Origin of the sequence: Bradyrhizobium sp. C9 (genome assembly GCF_002532045.1) — a bacterium.
GTDB lineage: Bacteria > Pseudomonadota > Alphaproteobacteria > Rhizobiales > Xanthobacteraceae > Bradyrhizobium.
Genome location: NZ_NWTG01000001.1, coordinates 936825 through 955086, shown reverse-complemented (window position 1 = coordinate 955086; position 18262 = coordinate 936825). Strand labels below are relative to the sequence as shown.

Below are 18262 nucleotides of genomic sequence, written 5' to 3'. Positions count from 1 at the left end.
CATCTTCTGCTTATAGCTGCCTTAAGGCAGTTTCAATGCTGAAAGCGCGGCATATGGCCAGCATGAGACCCCGATGGTCCGTGGTTGACATTGGCAATAATGGCAAAAGCGATAGGAGGATCAGCCATGGCGAGCGTTGTTAGTCTTTTTATCTCCCCTGGCGTTGGGCTGCCCATGCAGACGCGCACCTCGGTGCGGGCTCTTGCTGGTCTGGGATTGGAAGGAGATCGATACGAACGCGGTGAGGGATCTTACTCGAAATTGGCGCGCTTGGCAGCGCGGCATGTTTCCCTGATCGCCCGCGAAGCGATTGAGGCCTCCAATGAAGAATTAGTCCAGCGCGGGTTGATCCCCTTCGAGCCAAGTGAAACACGACGGAATATCGTCGTCGAAGGCGTCGACGTCTATGCATTGCTGGGTAAAGAATTTCGCATAGGCGCCGTGCGCCTACGCGGCTCCGAACCAACCAGGCCGTGCCACATCCCGTCCGCAGTCGCTGGCAAACCCGGATTTGCGGAAGCTTATCGCGATCGGGGCGGCGTGCGGGCCGAGATCCTTTCGGATGGAACTATTTCGATCAGCGATCTCGTTCAACCCAATTAGTGTCCTGTGAAATTAGCGGAGCAACAAAGCGCCCCACCGGCCTTTGGGCTGGCGGGGCGCTTTGGTGTGCGGAAGCTTCTTGGGTCGAAGTATGTCCCTTGTGATTCCTTTGGTATCCTGATTGCCTTCCGCGACTGTCCTAACCAGTGCAGCGCCGAAAATAGGCCGGTCTCGGCCCGGTCTCGCTACCCCGCGCGCGACGACTTCCTCTCGCCGGTCACCGCATTCTCCGCCGCCCGGTTCATCAGCGAGGCGTAGTCGTGGCCGAACAGCACTTCGCAGAAGCGGATCGCGGCCTTGACCTGTTGCTGGCGGAAGGCGCGGACGCGGGCGTCGCCGCCGCGCAGCGACTGCACCAGCCCCTCGGTCGACTGCTCGACATAATGCTGCAGGTCCGAGAAGGTCCGCAGCGTCACCTCGTTGATGGCGAGCTCGCTGGCATAGGTGCGGCACACCGCGACGAAATCGATCAGGGCGGCGGCATCCTCGACCTCGGATTGATCGATCTTGGCGCCGGCCGTGATGTCCTTGTCGGCGCGTTGGCGCAGGATGCGGCGGACCCGGCCCGGCACGCTGTCGATCTCCGATTGCAGCGCGTTGGAGGTGTCGGCGCGCACCGAGGTGAGCTGGCGGCCCCAGGTGGAATCGTTGCGCAGGTCGAGCTCGGTGCGCAGGCCGCGGACGCCATCATGCAGGGTCTTGAGCTGCTCGCCGACATAATCGAAATGCCCGCGCTTGATGTCGGTGCGCAGGCAGGCCGCGACGAAGGACAGGTCATGCAGCGCGATGGTGACGGCAATGCCGTACGGCGTTGCCGCGACCCGCAGCTCGTCGTCGGAAGCAGCCATTTTGACCGCGAGGCGGATGATCTGCCATGGCGCGGCGAGCCGCTGCGTAATCAATGACAGCGCGAACGGCAGCAGTTGCGGCGTCTGCAGCGACGGCAGCTTGAGCGCCTCCATCGCGGAGGCGATCTGGGAATCGGAAAACACCCTGATCTGGCTCGGCAGCCGGCTGCCCAGGGTTTCCAGGGCTTCACGGGCCTGCAACACGAGACCGATCGGCAGCAGGTCCTCGACGACGTTCGGCGGGCCCACGCGTGCCAGCGCGCGCTGACGGTCGTCCTGCGTCGGCCCCGCGACCTTGATGATGGCTTCAGCGGCCGCAAGCTGGAACTTGCGCGCGGCGATCTCGATCGGACCGCTCTCGGTCGCAGCCGCCAGCGTCGCCTCGAATTCGCGGGCGGCCTCGGGCGCGCCCTCGCGGGCCAGCCACTGCCAGATCGGCAGCAGTGAGGCACGCCGGAGCTGGCCGGGTCGGGTCGGGAAATTGGTCTCGGCAAGGAACGGCTCGAGCGGCCGGAACAGCAGCCGCGCCGGGTCGTCGCTGCGTGGCTGGATCTGTTCGGCCTCCTCGGCCCCACGCACGATCTTGCGGAGCTGCTCCAGCACCAGATTGGCGACCGCGACGTCATCGCCGCGTTCGACGGCGCGCTCCAGCTCGCGCATCAGCAGCGCCTGCGATTGCGGCGGAAGCTGCGCGAGATAATCCCTCAGCCGCTCGGTCGATTTCTGGCTCATGCCCGGTCGTGAAAGCTCAAGTGCCCGGCAAACGCCGCAGCCCGTCCGCCCGCGATGATAGAGGTCGGCGCGTTAAGAACGCGTTTAGGAATAATAACGGCGGCGGCGCACAAAAGGCTGCGCCGTGCCCGTGCGGCAAATCGGATACGATGTCTGCGAAGATTGTCCGCGAGCTCTCATCGCCTCCGAGGAACCAGGACACTTGTCAAACACCCGGGAAAAAGCGGAATTTATTTACCTTCGATTCACACAGGTGATTTCTGGAACAGCCCGCTGATTCGATCCTTTCGGGACTGGGCAGGGCGTTTTCATTAAGATCAAATTACAAGCCCAGAAGGGCCGTCAATTATCGACAACCGGCGGTTCGGCGTGAGAATGGGAATAAAGAACGGCTCCGGCATTACCTCCAAGGGTGCTGGGGCCGTTTCTTTGCGCGCCACAAGAACGAGGCGTGTCGGCTGGCGGTTGGTTTATGTCCGGCGTCCCCGCCGGCTACGTCGGATGACGTATGTAAACTCGGTCCCGGCTTGCGCCCCCTCGCTGGGGCTGCTTCTTTTTTCACGGTTAGGAACGGCCCCCGTCACGTTCCGTTGTCGCGTGGTCCCGGTGCTCAAGACGGACAGCACCTGGACACGGCCTCAGCGTTTCCCCGGCGCTGGGGCCGTTTCCGAAGCGCCTCATGCAGCCGGCAAAGATTGTAGCCACGTAAAGGCTGACAGCAGCGGCGTGGTGATTGATGGTGACGTCGGCAAAGAGCTTTCAGGTCGCGGATGATTGAAGCCCAGCGCGCAGCCATTCGGTCATGCCGGCGCCGGCCTCAGCTTGCCGGGCGAGCTTCAGGAGCGCTTCTCTCTCGATCCCCGGGGCGAGCGCTGCGGCCTGTTCGCGTAGCTCTCTGGCTCTCTCAACAAGGCGCGCTTCAAGTGAATTGGTGTGCCTGACCCGACGTCGAATTTGGCCCATGTGACCTTTTTCCTCGCTCAGTTCCTTACGGGAACGGGGCTGTAAATCCACACGGAAACGCAAAGTTCCTATCGGACTTCCTTCATGGTCCGCTCGACTTCATCGGCTAGCGTCCGATGATGTGCGGCCAACTTGGCGAACAGTTCTTTCTTGGCCTTATTGGTCGCCAGCCTGCTGATTAGTTCGCACTCTTCCGCCTCGACACGAAGCTTCTCCAAGTGCGCCTGCATGTCCTTCATGGGCAGTCTCCCGAAAATCGGGGGATGATTGCACGCAAAATACGACTTCTGGAACTCCGTTCACCCACGGAGAACCCCGGGTTGGATCTAGATCCTTTGATCTAGATCAGGGGTCCTGGCCGAAATAGGCCACTCGTCAAATCGAAACCGGCCACCGATTAGGAACGCTTGATGCCCGGGAAAATTAGGCAATTGGCGACGGCGCGATCCTGCCCCCAAAGTCTGCCGCCGCCATCAGTCCCAGCGCCAACCTTCCCCGGGGCGCTGGGACTTATTCTTTAGGCCATTCGTAGATGCGAAATAGGCCACTCTAAAGGTCCGCCGAGCAGTATCAAAAGCGACTTGCGTGTCTTGCCAGCATGATCTGACGAAGAGGCCGCCAATCACCCCGCGGAGAACTCCGGTGACACTTCTCCTCCGTGGATGGAGAACATGTTCCGATAGCGAAACACCGTAGTTTATCGGAATCCTAAAGGTCTGTTGAAAACTCTAACGTAAGTCTTGCCGAGCCTTAGATTTTCATCCCGAGCAGATTTCGAAACTTTCCCGGCGGGGGCCGCGCGCGGAGCGGCCCCTTTCGATTCGTCCAACTGAAGCGGCCAGAAGGGCTCAAACATGCAGCCGAAGATCAAAGAGCGTATCTGCCCGGCCTGCAATGGAACGGGCGTCCAGTCGATTGCGCAGGCGGCCCAACCAGGTCACAGAATCTATCCGGTCAAATGCGCGGCCTGCGAAGGTAAAGGCAAGGTCAGGGACAACGCCAACTGAGGCGGCTTCTATGCGAGAACGATCGCGATGATAGCCGCGACGCTGAGAGCTATCACAGCATAGCCTGTCAACTGATAGGTCCAGAATTGCCGGCTTGATGGATCCATTTTGCTGCAACCGTCAAAAAGACGGCCTCAGCACGGTGCATGCCGAGGCTGAAAAGTATCGATGTATCTAAACATTTCTAGCTGACAGCATCCTTACGCCGCGCTTGATTCACCCACGGAGAACCACGGAAGGCCGGGAGGCCTTGCGGCGAGAGAGGCCGCCAATCGAGGCGGCCTAAACAAAGCTATGCCGCCCGTTTGAAAATCTTACAGGCGGCATAGCCTTCCAGCCCGAGAGGGAACTAACAAAATCCCGGATACTGCACTTTTCGAACGCGATCACCTCTTTACTTACGGAGCCTGTCCTTCTGTATGGCTGCGGAGCTTCTGTCGGTTTGTCTGCTCCAGAAGTAATTCAGGACCGCTTTGATTGCCGTATCGCTCTTAATTGCCCACCGTCTACGAAAATTGACTATCCTGCGCGCGCCGCTTTGCACATGGGAATGGTATCGGCCCCTCATGTCGGCGCTCGTAACCCCGGCGACTGCAGCCATTCGCTTAACTGTGAGCCGGTTTCAGCCAGACGAGCCTTGCGGATTAGGATTTGACGCTCGATGCCTGGAGGAGTTCCTCGCGCCTCCTTGCGGAGCCGTTCTGCGTGGATGGCAAGACGTTGTTCAAGTGATTGAGTGTGTATGAGATGTCGCTTCATGGACATGACGCCATTCCGTTAGAGGAAGGCGGGAGCGCTATCGGGCGTTCTCGTCACCGATATAAGCCACGGGTTCGGGCGGTGATGGATTTACTGTGTGCCTATCTGAGGCGAATAGCGAGTTGTTTATTTCAGGCCTATTGTCGCAACTCGCGGAATTATTGGCGCCCCAGAGGAATTGAGGGGCCGGAACGGGGGCTGCTCAACCGAGGCGGGCCTCACTTATCCTCATACCAAGTCAGTTTCTCGCAGCTCAAGCACCTTCTGAGGCTGTAGGTCTTGCCCTCGCGGCTATCGAGGATCGACATCGCAAATGTCGCTCCGCCGCAGCTGTGGCAGGCATGAAAATTTATGGGCTGCGGCTTTTGCTCGCCAGCACCGGCATCCAGTAAATTGCTCATTGTCCACTTTCACGGAGGGTGGACTCATAAGTTACAAAGTGAACACTAGTTCCTAGAGCGACGGGCAGAATCCTCAAATGGCATGGAACGTTTTTCAGAAAACGACCTGGAACCAGCGTTCATCCGAGAAAGAGCCAAACCACGCTAGCGATCAGCGCCACAAACGATACAGCCGCTGTGCAAACAAAGGCGGTCTCGACGCCGTCGAATTCATATGGGCTTGTTGACACCGTCGTGCTCCTAAATTGGAGCGCGTGGCCCGGGAGACATTAGCCACTCGGCTAAATGAGCGGTGGTCTCGTTGTGCCGGGCCTTTCTCAGCAATGCTTCCCGCTCTCGACATGGGGGAAGTTTTTTAGCTCGCTGGCGCAGCTCTCGGGCTTCCAGGGTGAGGCGTTCTTCAAGGGGGGTAATCTGAACGGCCCGGCGGCGTCGTCGCTTCATGACACCTACCTCGTCTTACGGGTCCTAACCGTTGGGCGTGAGTTCCACGAATCTTAATATGCAGATGATCGGCGTTCAGTTCCAAAGGGACATCGGCGGGTTGCGATTCTTAGGAACTCTGTTCACCCACGGAGAAACCCCCGATAATCCATGTGTTCTGTGGATCAGGAACGGATGGAGGCATATCCAAATCTATGTGCTCAGAACAGTGAATAGCCCGCTCGGTCGTTCTACCGAGAACAACGGCTAGCCCATGGTTCCGACGGGGCTAATGGCAAACTAGGCCACTCCAAAAATCAAAGCAGGCCACTGGGGACGGAAACAGGCCAGCGTCAGATCATGGACAAGAACAGATGGCGTACCGCACGAGGGCTCAAATGCGGACAGCACGTGCAAGCGGGAGCGGGAGTGCACCGCCTTCGCGACCGCATGCAACCGAACTCCATCATGCCGCTACACCGCCGGCAGCGTAAGCTCGGCCCGCAGTCCGCCGATCGGCGCGTCATTGAGGGCGAGCTTGCCGCCATAGAGGCCGGCGAGATCGGTCACGATCGAGAGGCCGAGCCCCGAACCGGGTTTCGATTCGTCGAGCCGCTGGCCGCGCCGCGACACCTGGGCGCGCTCGGCCTCCGACAGGCCGCGCCCGTCGTCGTCGACCACGATGCGGAGCCTCGGACCCGCGCCCGACGCCTCCGGCGGGACCACGCTGACCTCGATGAACACCTGAGACGCCGCCCATTTGCAGGCGTTGTCGACGAGATTTCCGACCATCTCCTCGAGGTCCTGCCGTTCGCCGCGAAACCGCGCCGCCGGATCGGCCTTCGCCTCGATCGAAAGATCGCGATCGCGATGGATCTTCTCCATGGTCCGGCGCAGCGCCTCGATCACAGGGGCGACGTCGGTAATGGTGCTGACGATGGTGGCCCGGGCGGCGATCCGCGCGCGCTCGAGGTGGTGCGCGACCTGGTCACGCATCACGTCGGCCTGCTCCAGCACCTTGCTGGCGAAGGGATCGCCGGCATGCGCGCCGGCTTCGTTCACGATCACCGACAGCGGCGTCTTGATCGCATGGGCGAGATTGCCGACATGGGTGCGCGAGCGCTCGACGATCTCCCGGTTGGCATCGATCAGCGCGTTGGTCTCGCGCGCCAACGGGGCGATCTCGACCGGAAACCGGCCCTCCAGCCGCTCGGCGCGGCCGGAGCGGATATCGGCAATCGAATCCGAAATGCGCTTGAGCGGCGCGAGGCCGTAGCGCACCTGGAAGATCGTGGTCAGCAGCAGCACGATGCCGAGGGCGGCGAAGGTGCCGCCGAGGTAATAGTCGAAGCTGCGCGTCTCATCGAAGATCTCGGTGGCATCGCCGGCGACGCTGACCAGGAACTTGCCGTCGGCGCCGAGATCGACCGGCCGCTCGACGACGCGCAGGCTCTGGCCTTCCGGTCCATCGACATAACCGAGGCGGACGCCGGCGGCGGTCAGCTCGGCGCCGTGCTCCTCGAGCTTGGGCAGCTTCTTGTCCCACAGCGAGCGCGAGGCGCGGGTCTCGCCCTTCTCGGTGTCGGTGCGGGTGATCTGCCAGTACCAGCCCGACAGCGGCAGGTCGAACAGCGGCTCGCCGAGCGACTGGAACTGGCGGTCTGCCGGCTCATCCGGCGTCGCCACCTCGGCGATCAGGGTGCGCAGATAGAGATTGAGCCGCCGGTCAAAGGCGCGCTCGGTGGCGTCGCGATAGACCGACGACAGGATGACGCCGGTGATCGCCAGGATCACCACCACCCAGGCGGTCGCCGAGACGAACAGGCGGGTCGCAAGCGAGCTGCCGCCCATCAGAGCGGCTCGAACAGCGTGTCAGCGGCAGCAGACATCGGGGATTCAAACATCGGCGAATCCAGTTCTCCCGGCGCGGATCATGCCAATGCCCGTGTCCGCCGATCAAGCGCTTCAAGAGCATGATCCGATTGAACAGGATATGCTCGCATCCTTTTGTTTAGTCGCATTTTCTTCACGCGAGCGAACCGGCAGCCACTTCGCTCGAAAATGGTTTAGGTCGGCGCGGACAGCATGTAGCCGAGGCCCCGAACAGTCTGGATGATATCGACTTCCAGCTTCTTGCGGATGCGGCCGACGAACACCTCGATGGTGTTGGAGTCGCGGTCGAAGTCCTGGTCGTAGAGATGCTCGACCAGCTCGGTGCGCGAGACCACCCGCCCGGTATGGTGCATCAGATAATCGAGCAGATTGTACTCGTGCGAGGTCAGCTTGATCGGGTTGCCGTTGACGGTGACCCGCTTGGTGCGGGTGTTGAGCGCCACCGGCCCGCAGACCAGCTCGACCTGGGCATGCCCGGTCGCGCGGCGCAGCAGCGCGCGGATCCGCGCCAGCACCTCCTCCAGATGGAAGGGCTTTGCGACATAGTCGTCGGCACCGGCATCGAACCCCTGAACCTTGTCGCTCCAGCGGTCGCGCGCGGTGAGAATCAGCACCGGCATCACCCGCTTGTTCCGGCGCCAGGCCTCGAGCACCGAGATACCGTCCATCTTCGGCAGGCCGATATCCAGCACCACCGCGTCGTAGGGCTCGCTGTCGCCGAGGAAATGCCCCTCCTCGCCGTCGAACGCGCGATCGACCACATAGCCGGCGTCCGTGAGCGCGGTGGTGAGCTGGCGGTTCAGATCCGGGTCATCCTCAACGACGAGCAGACGCACTTTAGCCTCCGAGAGTGAGCATTGCGATATTCCGGCATCAAATGAGGCTTCCGGCCGTGAACGGCCTATGAATGGAGCCGCAGGCGAAACCTTATTTTTTCGTCAGGTGCACCATCCCGGGAACCCGCGCAAGCGCGATGGGTTCCCGCTGGGAGATGCGCACCAAGTGGAATTGAGTTTCAGCATTAGGTATTTTGATACCTATCATTTGGCAACAGGACGACGCGCCGGGTCTGTCACAGTCGGCGCTTAAGTTAACCTTCGGCGACCATTTCCATGTCGCTGACACCAGTGATGCGCTAATCCAGCCGGGGGTCGTCTGCGGTACAGGACCGGGAATACTTTGTTGCAAATTTCGAAGATACGGAGGTTCGGTGTGATTGCGGGCTGGCTTGCGCTTGCCTTTATCGCCTTCGTGACGCTGTCGCCGATCCAGGATCGTCCGTCGTTCTTCCATCCTCAGACCGAGCGCTTCGCCGCGTTTGCAGTGATGGCAATGGCCTTTGTGCTGGGTTACCCGCGGCGTACCGCGCTGATCATGCTCTTTGTCGTCTTCAGCTCGTTCACACTCGAAGCAATGCAATTGCTGACACCGGACCGTCACGGCCGACTGCTCGACGCGATGGTCAAGGTGGCGGGAGGTTTTGCCGGCATCGGCGCGGGTCACCTCATCCTGCTTATGCTGCGCAGCCAGTTCGGCCGGCTGGGGTCGGGCGCGGACGCGGCTTAGCCTTCCGGCATTTTGGGCACGATCTCCGCGCAAACGTGTTCCGCGTTTGCCGCGACGGACAACCGCCTCGCGCGCTTCCGGATCATGCCCTATCGCCGGCGCGGATGCGCCTTCTGGTGCCACGCCCAGGCCGAGCGGATGATGTGGCCGAGATCCGACCGGCTCGCCTTGAAGCCGAGGCCGCTCTCCGATTTCGAGGGATCGGCGACCAGGATCGGCGGATCGCCGGCCCTGCGTTCGCGCACCACGCTCGGCACCGCTTCACCGGTCTCGGCGCGGATCGCGTCGAGCACCTCGCGCACCGAATAGCCAGTGCCGGTGCCGAGGTTGAACACGCCGCCGGCGCTCCCCTTCAACAGCAATTCGAGCGCCGCGATATGGGCGGCGGCGAGATCGTCGACATGGATGTAGTCGCGCACCGCGGTGCCGTCGGGCGTCTCATAGTCTTCGCCGAAGATCGCGAAATCCGGCACGTGCCCCAGCAGCGCCATCAGCGCGCGCGGAATCAAATGCGTCTCGGGATCGCGAAGCTCGCCGATGGTGCCGGAGGCATCGGCGCCGCAGGCGTTGAAATAACGCAGGCAGACCGATTTGAACTGATAGGCGGCGCGATAGTCAGCGAGGATCTGCTCGATCATGAACTTGGAGCGGCCGTAGGGATTGACGGTCGGCCCTGCGGCGCTCTCGGGAATGGGATCGCGTCCGGCATTGCCGTAGACCGCGCCGGTGGAGGAAAACACCAGGCGGTCGCAGCCCGCCTCGCGCATGCCGCGCAGCAGGCCGAGCGTGCCGTCAACATTGTTGGTGTAGTATTTCTGCGGATCCGCGACGGACTCGCCGACCGCGCTGAACGCGGCGAAGTGCATCACGGCAAGCGCATTGTGCTCGCGGATGGTGGCGGCGATCCTGTCGTGATCGGCGACGTCGCCGGTCACGAGCGGTCCCCATTGCACGAAATTGCGATGGCCGGTGGACAGGTTGTCATAGACGACCGGAACAAACCCGGCCTCGGCGACCGCCTTGGCGCAATGGGATCCGATGTATCCCGCGCCGCCCGTGATGAGGATCGAACCCCTGCTCGCCATTGAAAATGCCGCCCCTGCGCGGACCGATCCCGCGCCTCAACGAACGCAATGATCGCATGGGTACGACATTCCGTCCGGCGCAGCAAAACGACGATGAGAACAGCGTTAAGACTGCGCGAGCACTCCGTTAACCAAGCGAGGTTCGCGCACCGGCAAGCCTTTCGGCTGGCGAGTGATAACGCACGTGCAGGTCGACGGATCGAAGCGGCCGGATCGCCTTGCCAATCTAGACCGTCACGCGCTGCCTCGGTGCGATCCCGCACCAGCTCATGACGAGATCGGCGAGCGTCTTGATCTCGAGATCGGCCGGCGTACCGCTGGCGAAATCGGCGACCGATTGTCCCAGCGCGACGGCGCGAACATAGGCCGAGCGGCTTCCGATCATCGGCCCGATCTCTTCGTCGAGCGTATCCAGCTCCTCGATCAGTTGCTGGCCTTCGAGTGTGCGCTGGTCGACGCGGTTCGGCACGATCATGGCGCGGAGCGCGGTTCGCCGCGCTGCACGCACTTCCCGGACGATGTCGATCGTCCGCGCGGTGGCCTCGATGTCGAGGCCCGACGGCGTACACGGCATCAGCACGATATTGGCGACCGCGAGCACGGCGCCCAGCACCCGGTCGTTGGGCGCGGAATCCACGACGATGATCTGATGCGGAATCTGGCGCATCAGCTTGGCCCATTCGGCCACGGGGCGGGTTTCCGGATCTAGCTGGTAGACGGGAAACGACAAATTGCCGGGCTCGGCCCAATGGCAGGCGGACGCCTGCGAGTCGGCGTCGACCAGTCCCACCAGGCCCGTACGCCGATCCAGTTCTGCAGCCAGCAGGACCGCGAGAGTCGTCTTTCCGACCCCGCCCTTGCGCTGGGCAACCGAGATGACAAGCGGCATCGCTAGCTCCTGGCGTTATCCGCCGTACGTGCGCGGGAGGACACCTTCATCGACGAGCGTCAGCATCCGGGGCAGACAGACCCGCTTTGCGTCGTAATTGTCTCGCACGAAGCTCCTCGCCTTCATCCGCATCTTCTTGAAGGCTTTCGGCCGTGACAGCACCGAGACGACCTGATCGGACAGCGCATCAATATCGAAGAACGGCGCCAGCAGGCCGTTGCCGTCCGAGATGATATCGCGAAGCGGGGCGGTGTCGGATGCCACCACCGCACATCCGGCACTCATGGCCTCGAGCAGCGACCATGACAGCACGAAGGGATAGGTCAGATAGACGTGCACCGAGGAGATCTGCAGCAGCGCGAGATACTGGTCCCGGGGAATCCGGCCGAGGATATGCACGCGGCGCAGGTCGATGTCCGACCTGATCTCGTCCAGGAACATCGACTTCCAGCTCGAGCCCTTGGGCGGATTGGCGCCGTAGGACGTTCCGCTGCCGCCGACGATCACCACCTGCGCATTCGGCCGCGCAGCCAATATCCTCGGCAGCGATCGCATGAAGACATGGAATCCGCGCACCGGCTCCAGATTGCGCGAGACGTAGGTGATCACCTCGTCGTCCGCCGACAGCGTCGCGCCGTTCGGCAGCTGAAACCTGGCGACCGGATTGGGCTTGACCTCGTCGGTGTCGACGCCCTCGTGGATGACGTCGATCTTGCCTTGAAACTCGCGGGGAAAGGTCGACCGCTGCCATGGCGTCGGCGAAACGCCGGAATCGCATTCGGTGAGCGCCAGCAGCGTCGTCGCGTTCTTCAGATGGAGCGCGACATTGCCGTCGAGGCCCGTCATTGGAAACTCGGGATCGAAGCCGACGTCCCGGCCTTCGGCGCCGTAGTAGAATTCGCAATAGAGGATGATCCGCGCTTTCGGAAACATCGTGCGCAGCGGCAGCGTCTCCCCCCAACCGGGATGCGCGAAGATCAGGTCGGGCACGAAGCCCTGCCCCGACAGCGACGACAGCGCGTACAGGACCTCCTCGGCACGCCGCGCCTCGACGTCGAAGCGGCGGGCAAAGGGATGCACCATCGCGGAGTCCGACTTGGTCGTCGAATATTTCAGCAGCCGGATATCCCGCGTCGTGCTCGCGGTCGATGAACCGACCGCAACGACCTTGTTTCCTGGCCGCTCCGCGAGCGCACGCGCAATGTGGCGGTACTGGGCTGGAAAGTTGTTGTGGACGAAGAGGACGTTCATTGGCGGGCGGGCGCGCCCCCCGGCCGCGCGGTCGTCGATTGGGGTCAGATTCGAGATCATGACCGGCAGGGTGTCTTCGATATGCACGTGCGAACTATCTCACCGGATTAACATTAAGCCCCCTTCTATCACACCAATTTTTGGGGCACACTGTGTGAGAGATATATCGATCCATTCCGTTAGGCTCGCAGGCGACCATGAACGAACAGATTCAGCAGAAAACCATTGACCTGGCACGGGGTCTTTTCCTGGTTCGCTACAATGGCGCGGAAGACAAGACATCACCTCCGGTGGTGCGCGTCTACGCCGATCGCGCCAGTCTTAACAATTGTAACATTATTACCGGACCCGATGCGGCCAATGGAACCCTGTTTGCGCCCGAGACCGCGCTGGTCGTGTCGGTGGCCCGGCCAAGCCGCCTGATCGTCGAGGTCACGGCGGGGCGCGCCGGCGGCTCGACCGCCGCCAACATCAAGATCGAACCGCTGACCCAGGGCCAACCGGCCGTGCAGCCGATCGGTCAGCCGGCCGGCCAGCCGTTCGACACCTACGAGCCCGAGACCGGCCCCGAGGAACTGAACGCCCTCAAGCTGCTCGCGCATGTCGCGGGTCTGGGTGACGTGACGGTCGGCCCGAATACATGGATCGCAGGGCCGGCCGCGCCGGCCCGTATCGAGGGAATTTCGCTCGAATGGCCGAACAAGCCGCGCGATCTCAACCTGCAATACGCGGTCAAGTTCGCCCGGCCGCAGCGCGGCGACAACCAGTTCGTTCCGCTGGGAACCTTTGCCGGAACCCGGGGGCGCGCGCTGGCCATCACGGGGTTCTCGCTGGAAGCCACCGGCCCCGGCGCGGATCGCTACGCCATCGCGGCCGAAACCATCTTCCTCGGGGCTCCCGCCTTGCGCGTCACCGGGAACCGGATCGAGGTGTCGGGCCCGTCAGGCCGGGAACCCCTGGTGGGCCTCAAGCTCAGTCTCGAAGAGCACCGGGTGCAGGCAGCGCCGCTCGCGCCCCGGCAGCCGACGCGCGCTGAGCCCACCCCAGTCATTCCGCGTCAGGAGGCACCGCGCCTCGATGGACGGGTACGCGTGTTCCGGAGCCGGCAGAACGCCGTCAAGACGGCGGGCTGACCATGCGGGCAGACAAGGGCGACATTTGACCGCCGACGCGCGCAGGATCGCCTTTACCTCCAGAACGCTCCACCACGTCGATCTCGAGCGGGCCGCTGTCGGGGCGCTTGAGGCTCGTGATTTTCGTCGCGCATTCGCGCTCGCCGATCGCCGTTGCCGGATCCTGCCGCATCCGGGCGCCCGCGCCTACCTGCTGCGCGCCGAAGCGCTGTTTCGCCTCGATCTCATGGATGCGGCGGTCGCCAGCGTCGCCAAAGCGCGCGAACTCGAACCGGACGATCTAGCCGCCGCGCGGCGAATGATGGCTTGGGGCGACGGCCTAGCGCAGATCGAAGCCGCACGAAGCGTCGCGCGGCGCGATGACGATCCGGATTCCGTCCGGAGCGCGCTCCTGCTGCTCGAGCAGAGCGGTCAGGACAACTGCGCCCGTATCGACTTCCTCGATGAGGAGGTGAAGGGATGGGTGACGTGGCGAGGCGCCGATGACCCGCGCCTTTCGCTGGCGCAGGCGGATCAATCCAGCACGGTCCAGCTTCCCGCCGATCCCCGTCACAGGTTTGCGCTCAATGGGCGACGCGCCGCGAGCTTCCGTCTGATGCGGCCGGCGTCCGCGACCTCGCAACGCCTCGAGATCGCGCAGGCGGGCCGCGTCGTCGCGAGCATCCAACTGCCGGCCAACCGCGCACCGGATCGCCGCGACGCGCCGCAGCGGCGACCTCCCGCCCGAAACGGCGAAACTCCCTCGCTTACCATCATCATCCCGGTCTACCGGGATCTGGACGCGACGCGTGCCTGCATCGAGAGCGCATTGACGGCCGTCGCCTGCACGCCGGGTGCGACCATCGTCGCCGTCGATGATGCCTCGCCCGAGCCCGACATCAAGCGCCTGCTCGGCGAGCTGGCGTCCGGGCAGCGCATCCGGCTGCTGACCAACGCGCACAATCTCGGCTTTGTCGGCGCGGTCAACCGGGCGCTCGCCGAGACCGATAGCGGCGACGTCGTGCTGCTGAACTCGGATGCGACGGTGCCGAAGCACGCGCTGCAACGCTTGCGGAGCGCCGTGCAAGCGACGCCGGGCGTGGGCACGGCGACCCCGCTCTCGAACAACGGCGAATATACCAGCTTTCCCATCCCGAACCGGTTGAATCCCCTGCCCTCGCCCAATGAGCTGGAATTGCTGGACGAGCTTGCCGGCGCGGCAAATTCCGGAATGGCGATCGACATTCCCAACGGCATCGGGTTCTGCCTCTACATCACCCGCGAATGCCTCGACGCCGTGCATGCGCTCTCCGACGACTTCTATCGCGGCTATCTTGAAGACGTCGACTTCTGCCTGCGCGCCGCGGAGGCCGGCTTCCGCAATGTGTGCATCCCGTCGGTCTTTGTCGGACACGAAGGTTCGCGCTCGTTTCTGGGCGAGAAGCGTTCGCTGGTGCTGCGCAATCTTCGCGTGCTCGAGCACCGTTACCGGCGCTATGCGACGGAGTGCGCGGCGTTCCTGCTTGCCGATCCGCTGCGCGATTGCCGCGCGGCGCTCGAGCTCAAGCTGCTGTGCAACGAACCGCGCGCCGCCGGCCCGCAAATCATCCTCTGCAGTTCCGCCGTTGGCCGCGAGATTGCGATCAGGCGGTGCCGGCAGCTCGCGGCGGACGACAGGCGCGGTCTGATCGTGCACTTCCGCGCCGAGGGACGACGCCAGCTCGCCGCGATCTTCGCGCCGGATGGCGGCGCCCCGCAATCGATCGCGCTCGACGTTGCGGCGCCCGAGGGTCGCGACGCCCTTCTGAAGCTTCTGGCCGATCTCCAGGTGCGCTCGCTCGAGATCGCGGAACCGAGCCGCATCCCCGGCGCATGTCTCGCGCAGCTCACGCAACACTTCGCCTACGAGCTGCTGATCACCGACACCAGCCTTGCCGCGCGCGCCGCGATTGGATCGGGCCTCCATCCGGACTGGACCAGTCTCGTCGAAGGCGCCCGAGGCGTGATTGCGATCGGCGACGGGGCAGCCTTTGCGGTGTCGGTTCTCGGCCTGGAAGTGGTCAGGCCGAGCACCCCGCCGGCGCGGCCGGCGCGGCATCCTGCCATGAGCGGCCCGGCGCGCCTCGGCGTGCTTGCCCTGCACGGCAGCGCGGCGGAATTCCGCTTCGTCAGAGCGCTCAGCGACCAAATCGCCGACGCCAACGCAGACGCCGAGATCATCGTGCTCGGCGCCACCCTCGACGATCTCAAGCTGATGCAGCGGGCCAATGTGATGGTCACCGGCGACATCGCCGTCGACGACGTCGCCACGCTCATCGAAGGTCACGGCATCACGAAACTGGTTCTCGACATCGGCGAACCGGCATTCGGGCATCCGCTGGTCGATGCGCTGCTGGCGAGCGGATTGCCGGCCGCTGCGACGGAATGGCTTCCGGCAACACCAGGACGTGGCCGCAAGACCGATCTAAAACTGCAGCCAGGTTTTGATGCCAATGATGTGGTTGCCGCCGTCCTCGACTGGGTGGTCGAGGACGTACAGCTACATCCCGATCGGAGGATCAGTCGGCACCGGCTTGAGGTTGGCGCGCGGCTTCCATGACCGCGGCGGCCATGCCAACGACGAGAACGGCGTCGAATCCAGCCCCAGCAGCGGGCTGTAATAGGGATCATCGAGCAGCACCTCGCCCCACTTCGCGCGCAGCATCGCCAGTTCGCGCCCGAAGCGGGCCTTGCGGTCCGGTGCGGAATCGCGGCCCCGGCTCGCCGATTCCAAATGAATGAGTTTCGCGTCCGGCGTGAATACGATCCGCTTTCCGAGCTGGCGCAGCTTCAGGCACAGATCGATATCGTTGAAACTGATCGGAAAGCGGATCTCGTCCATGCCGCCGACGGCGACGAAATCGCGCTTGCGCATCAAGAGGCACGCGGCCGTCACCGCCGAACATTCGTGCGCCACCTGGAGCAGATCGCCGTAGCCGGGATCACCATCCATCCGATCGTTGAAGGCGTGCGCGGCGGAGAAATTGGCCCCCAGCACCACCCCGCCATGCTGCACGACGCTGCTCGGCCAGAGCAGCTTTGCGCCGACGGCTCCGACATCGGGCGCGGACAGCCGCCACAGCATCTCCGCCAGCCAGCCGTCGTCGAGCGCCTGGATGTCGTTGTTGAGGAAGCAGATATTCTCCGTGTCGACGCAATCGACCGCGGCGTTGTTGATGGCTGCGAAGTTGAAGGGACCCTCGACCGAAATGACGTCGATCTCGTCCGCTGAGAGACCCTCGAGATAGTCCAGCGCTTCCGGCTCGCTCGAGCTGTTGTCGACGACGAGAATCCGGGCGTTGGTCTCATGTGCGGCAGGCAGGACCGTCTCGATGCAGCGCTTGAGCAGTTCGGCGCGGTTTCTGGTCGGAATGATGATGGTGGTCCGCTCGTTCCAATCGACCGCGCGCTTGATCCGCACGGCTGGAAGAAGCCCTGCTTTCCGCGGCTCGACATTCGCCTCGACGCCAGTCCTGGCGAAATACGCTTTGCTGGCGGCGACCAGCTCGCCAGTTGCGGCGGGCGCATCGATCCGCGGCAACGCCGCAACCGATCCCGGCAGATGATAGGTTCGCTCGCGCTCCACGCAGCCAATGAAGATGTCGTAGAGCGACGCCGCCGATCGCAGCGCTTCCACGGCACGCTCCCGGCGCACCGCAAAGCAATACGCGCCATAGCCCTGCTCGAACGCACGCTCGAGATCGAATGCCGAGAACAGCAGCGGCCAGACCGCGCCGGCGCCGGCCGTGACCTCGACATCGCCATAGACGAGATCGCAGCCGGGCTCGGACGCGAACACATCGGCGAAGCGCTGCAAGGCATCTTCCGCAAGGATCGTGCCGCTCAGGCAGAACACGAAGAACGCGCTGCTGGCGGCATCGCCGTCGACGAACTCGCGCGCAGCGCCGGGATCGAACTGACTGAACCCGCGCGCCGGCAGGCACACCGCCGACCACGCCGCGTGCCGCTGGGCCTCCAGGCTCTCGATGCTCTCGTCCACCCTGGCCTCGCCGATCAGAACGACTGCGGCCTCGGACAGAACATCGGACGGTGCTGTCGGCGAGAAGCGCTCCTTCCAGCTGCGGTAGGCGTGAAACGGCACCGAGGCCGGCAGGAGCTGATCGAACAATTGCCCGCGCAGCCGTTCGCTATCCCAGCGTCCGAGGTCCGCGATGGTCTGCTCCAGGCCGCGCTCGAAAGCGACGAATGCGACCGGCTCGGAGATCAGGCTCCGTCCCGAAATGGTCCGCGCGGACAGCCCGCGCACGCGACCGTCGGCAAAATGCTCGGGCAGATGAAAATCAATCCGGCGACCGACGCCGAACTCACTGCCCCGCGCGACATTGGTCCACCCGGTCGGCTTCACGGTCATCACCGGCCGTTGCGCGATCAGGATCTCGATGTCTTCGTCGATGTCCTGCGAGAGCCAGCCCTCGAAGCGCAAGCCTCCGGCCCATTTGATCTCGCCGATTCGGTGCCACTGCGCTTCCGGTGCAGCGACATCGCAGCGAATCGGAGCACCGACGGGACTGCCGATATTTGCCAGTCTTGCCTCGATGATCGCAGCGTTCGAGCTGACCTCGTCCTGCACGTTGAAGGTAAAACCAAATCGACCATCGCCGATTCCGGCATCGGCAAGCTCTGTTACAAACTCGTCACACAATGATGACATGTATGGCTCGCCGTCGACC

At 63.3% G+C, this 18262-nt stretch carries 14 protein-coding genes; 5 read left to right on the top strand and 9 right to left on the bottom strand.

The genetic code is table 11. The features are described from left to right. Window positions 1-126 precede the first annotated feature (126 nt). Window positions 127-603, top strand: coding sequence for an MOSC domain-containing protein (locus CO675_RS39760; RefSeq protein ID WP_158231179.1), 477 nt, complete (start codon window positions 127-129; stop codon window positions 601-603). A gap of 185 nt (window positions 604-788) precedes the next feature. On the opposite strand, the gene CO675_RS04185 is transcribed toward CO675_RS39760, so the two are convergent. Both CO675_RS04185 and CO675_RS40865 read right to left on the bottom strand, forming a co-directional pair. Next, entirely contained in the window at window positions 789-2183 is a 1395-nt protein-coding gene (locus CO675_RS04185) for a hypothetical protein (protein WP_097670702.1), read from the bottom strand. Window positions 2184-3214: 1031 nt separating this feature from the next. After that, window positions 3215-3385, bottom strand: coding sequence for a hypothetical protein (locus tag CO675_RS40865; RefSeq protein ID WP_198964470.1), 171 nt, complete (start codon window positions 3383-3385; stop codon window positions 3215-3217). Window positions 3386-4000: 615 nt separating this feature from the next. Between CO675_RS40865 and CO675_RS40380 the strand changes: the two genes are divergently transcribed. After that, entirely contained in the window at window positions 4001-4153 is a 153-nt protein-coding gene (locus CO675_RS40380; protein ID WP_158231178.1) for a zinc finger domain-containing protein, read from the top strand. A gap of 977 nt (window positions 4154-5130) precedes the next feature. Here the strand turns inward: CO675_RS40380 and CO675_RS39755 are convergent. The 3 genes from CO675_RS39755 to CO675_RS04160 form a co-directional block, all read right to left on the bottom strand. After that, window positions 5131-5313 carry a hypothetical protein gene (locus CO675_RS39755; protein WP_143278870.1) on the bottom strand — a complete coding sequence of 61 codons (183 nt, stop codon included), beginning with the start codon at window positions 5311-5313 and terminating at the stop codon, window positions 5131-5133. 897 nt (window positions 5314-6210) lie between these two features. After that, window positions 6211-7587 carry an ATP-binding protein gene (locus tag CO675_RS04165; protein WP_097670698.1) on the bottom strand — a complete coding sequence of 459 codons (1377 nt, stop codon included), beginning with the start codon at window positions 7585-7587 and terminating at the stop codon, window positions 6211-6213. 215 nt (window positions 7588-7802) lie between these two features. Beyond that, complete coding sequence (locus tag CO675_RS04160; protein WP_021082021.1) at window positions 7803-8465, bottom strand: response regulator transcription factor; 663 nt, start codon at window positions 8463-8465, stop codon at window positions 7803-7805. A 346-nt stretch (window positions 8466-8811) separates the two neighbouring features. Here CO675_RS04160 and CO675_RS04155 point away from each other — a divergent pair, with 346 nt between their 5' ends. Continuing rightward, entirely contained in the window at window positions 8812-9195 is a 384-nt protein-coding gene (locus tag CO675_RS04155) for a VanZ family protein (RefSeq protein ID WP_245452622.1), read from the top strand. Between the two features lie 89 nt (window positions 9196-9284). Here CO675_RS04155 and galE read toward each other — a convergent pair whose 3' ends face one another. The 3 genes from galE to CO675_RS04140 all read right to left on the bottom strand — a co-directional run bounded on the left by galE (window position 9285) and on the right by CO675_RS04140 (window position 12420). Further along, on the bottom strand, window positions 9285-10280 hold the full coding sequence (gene galE / locus CO675_RS04150) for a UDP-glucose 4-epimerase GalE (protein WP_097670697.1): 996 nt from the start codon (window positions 10278-10280) through the stop codon (window positions 9285-9287). Window positions 10281-10506: 226 nt separating this feature from the next. Continuing rightward, window positions 10507-11169, bottom strand: a complete 663-nt coding sequence (locus CO675_RS04145) for a nucleotide-binding protein (RefSeq protein WP_097670696.1) — start codon at window positions 11167-11169, stop codon at window positions 10507-10509. Window positions 11170-11184: 15 nt separating this feature from the next. Continuing rightward, window positions 11185-12420, bottom strand: coding sequence for a glycosyltransferase family 4 protein (locus CO675_RS04140; protein WP_097670919.1), 1236 nt, complete (start codon window positions 12418-12420; stop codon window positions 11185-11187). Between the two features lie 197 nt (window positions 12421-12617). On the opposite strand from CO675_RS04140, the gene CO675_RS04135 reads away from it, so the two are divergent. Both CO675_RS04135 and CO675_RS04130 read left to right on the top strand, forming a co-directional pair. After that, window positions 12618-13553, top strand: coding sequence for a hypothetical protein (locus tag CO675_RS04135; RefSeq protein WP_245452621.1), 936 nt, complete (start codon window positions 12618-12620; stop codon window positions 13551-13553). A gap of 25 nt (window positions 13554-13578) precedes the next feature. Then, a complete protein-coding gene (locus tag CO675_RS04130) occupies window positions 13579-16131 on the top strand; it encodes a glycosyltransferase (protein ID WP_143278869.1) in 2553 nt (850 codons plus the stop codon). Here the strand turns inward: CO675_RS04130 and CO675_RS04125 are convergent. Then, window positions 16072-18243: a glycosyltransferase family 2 protein gene (locus tag CO675_RS04125; protein WP_245452620.1), complete on the bottom strand. Its 2172-nt coding sequence runs from the start codon at window positions 18241-18243 to the stop codon at window positions 16072-16074. The genes CO675_RS04130 and CO675_RS04125 overlap by 60 nt on opposite strands. Between the last annotated feature and the right edge of the window lie 19 nt (window positions 18244-18262).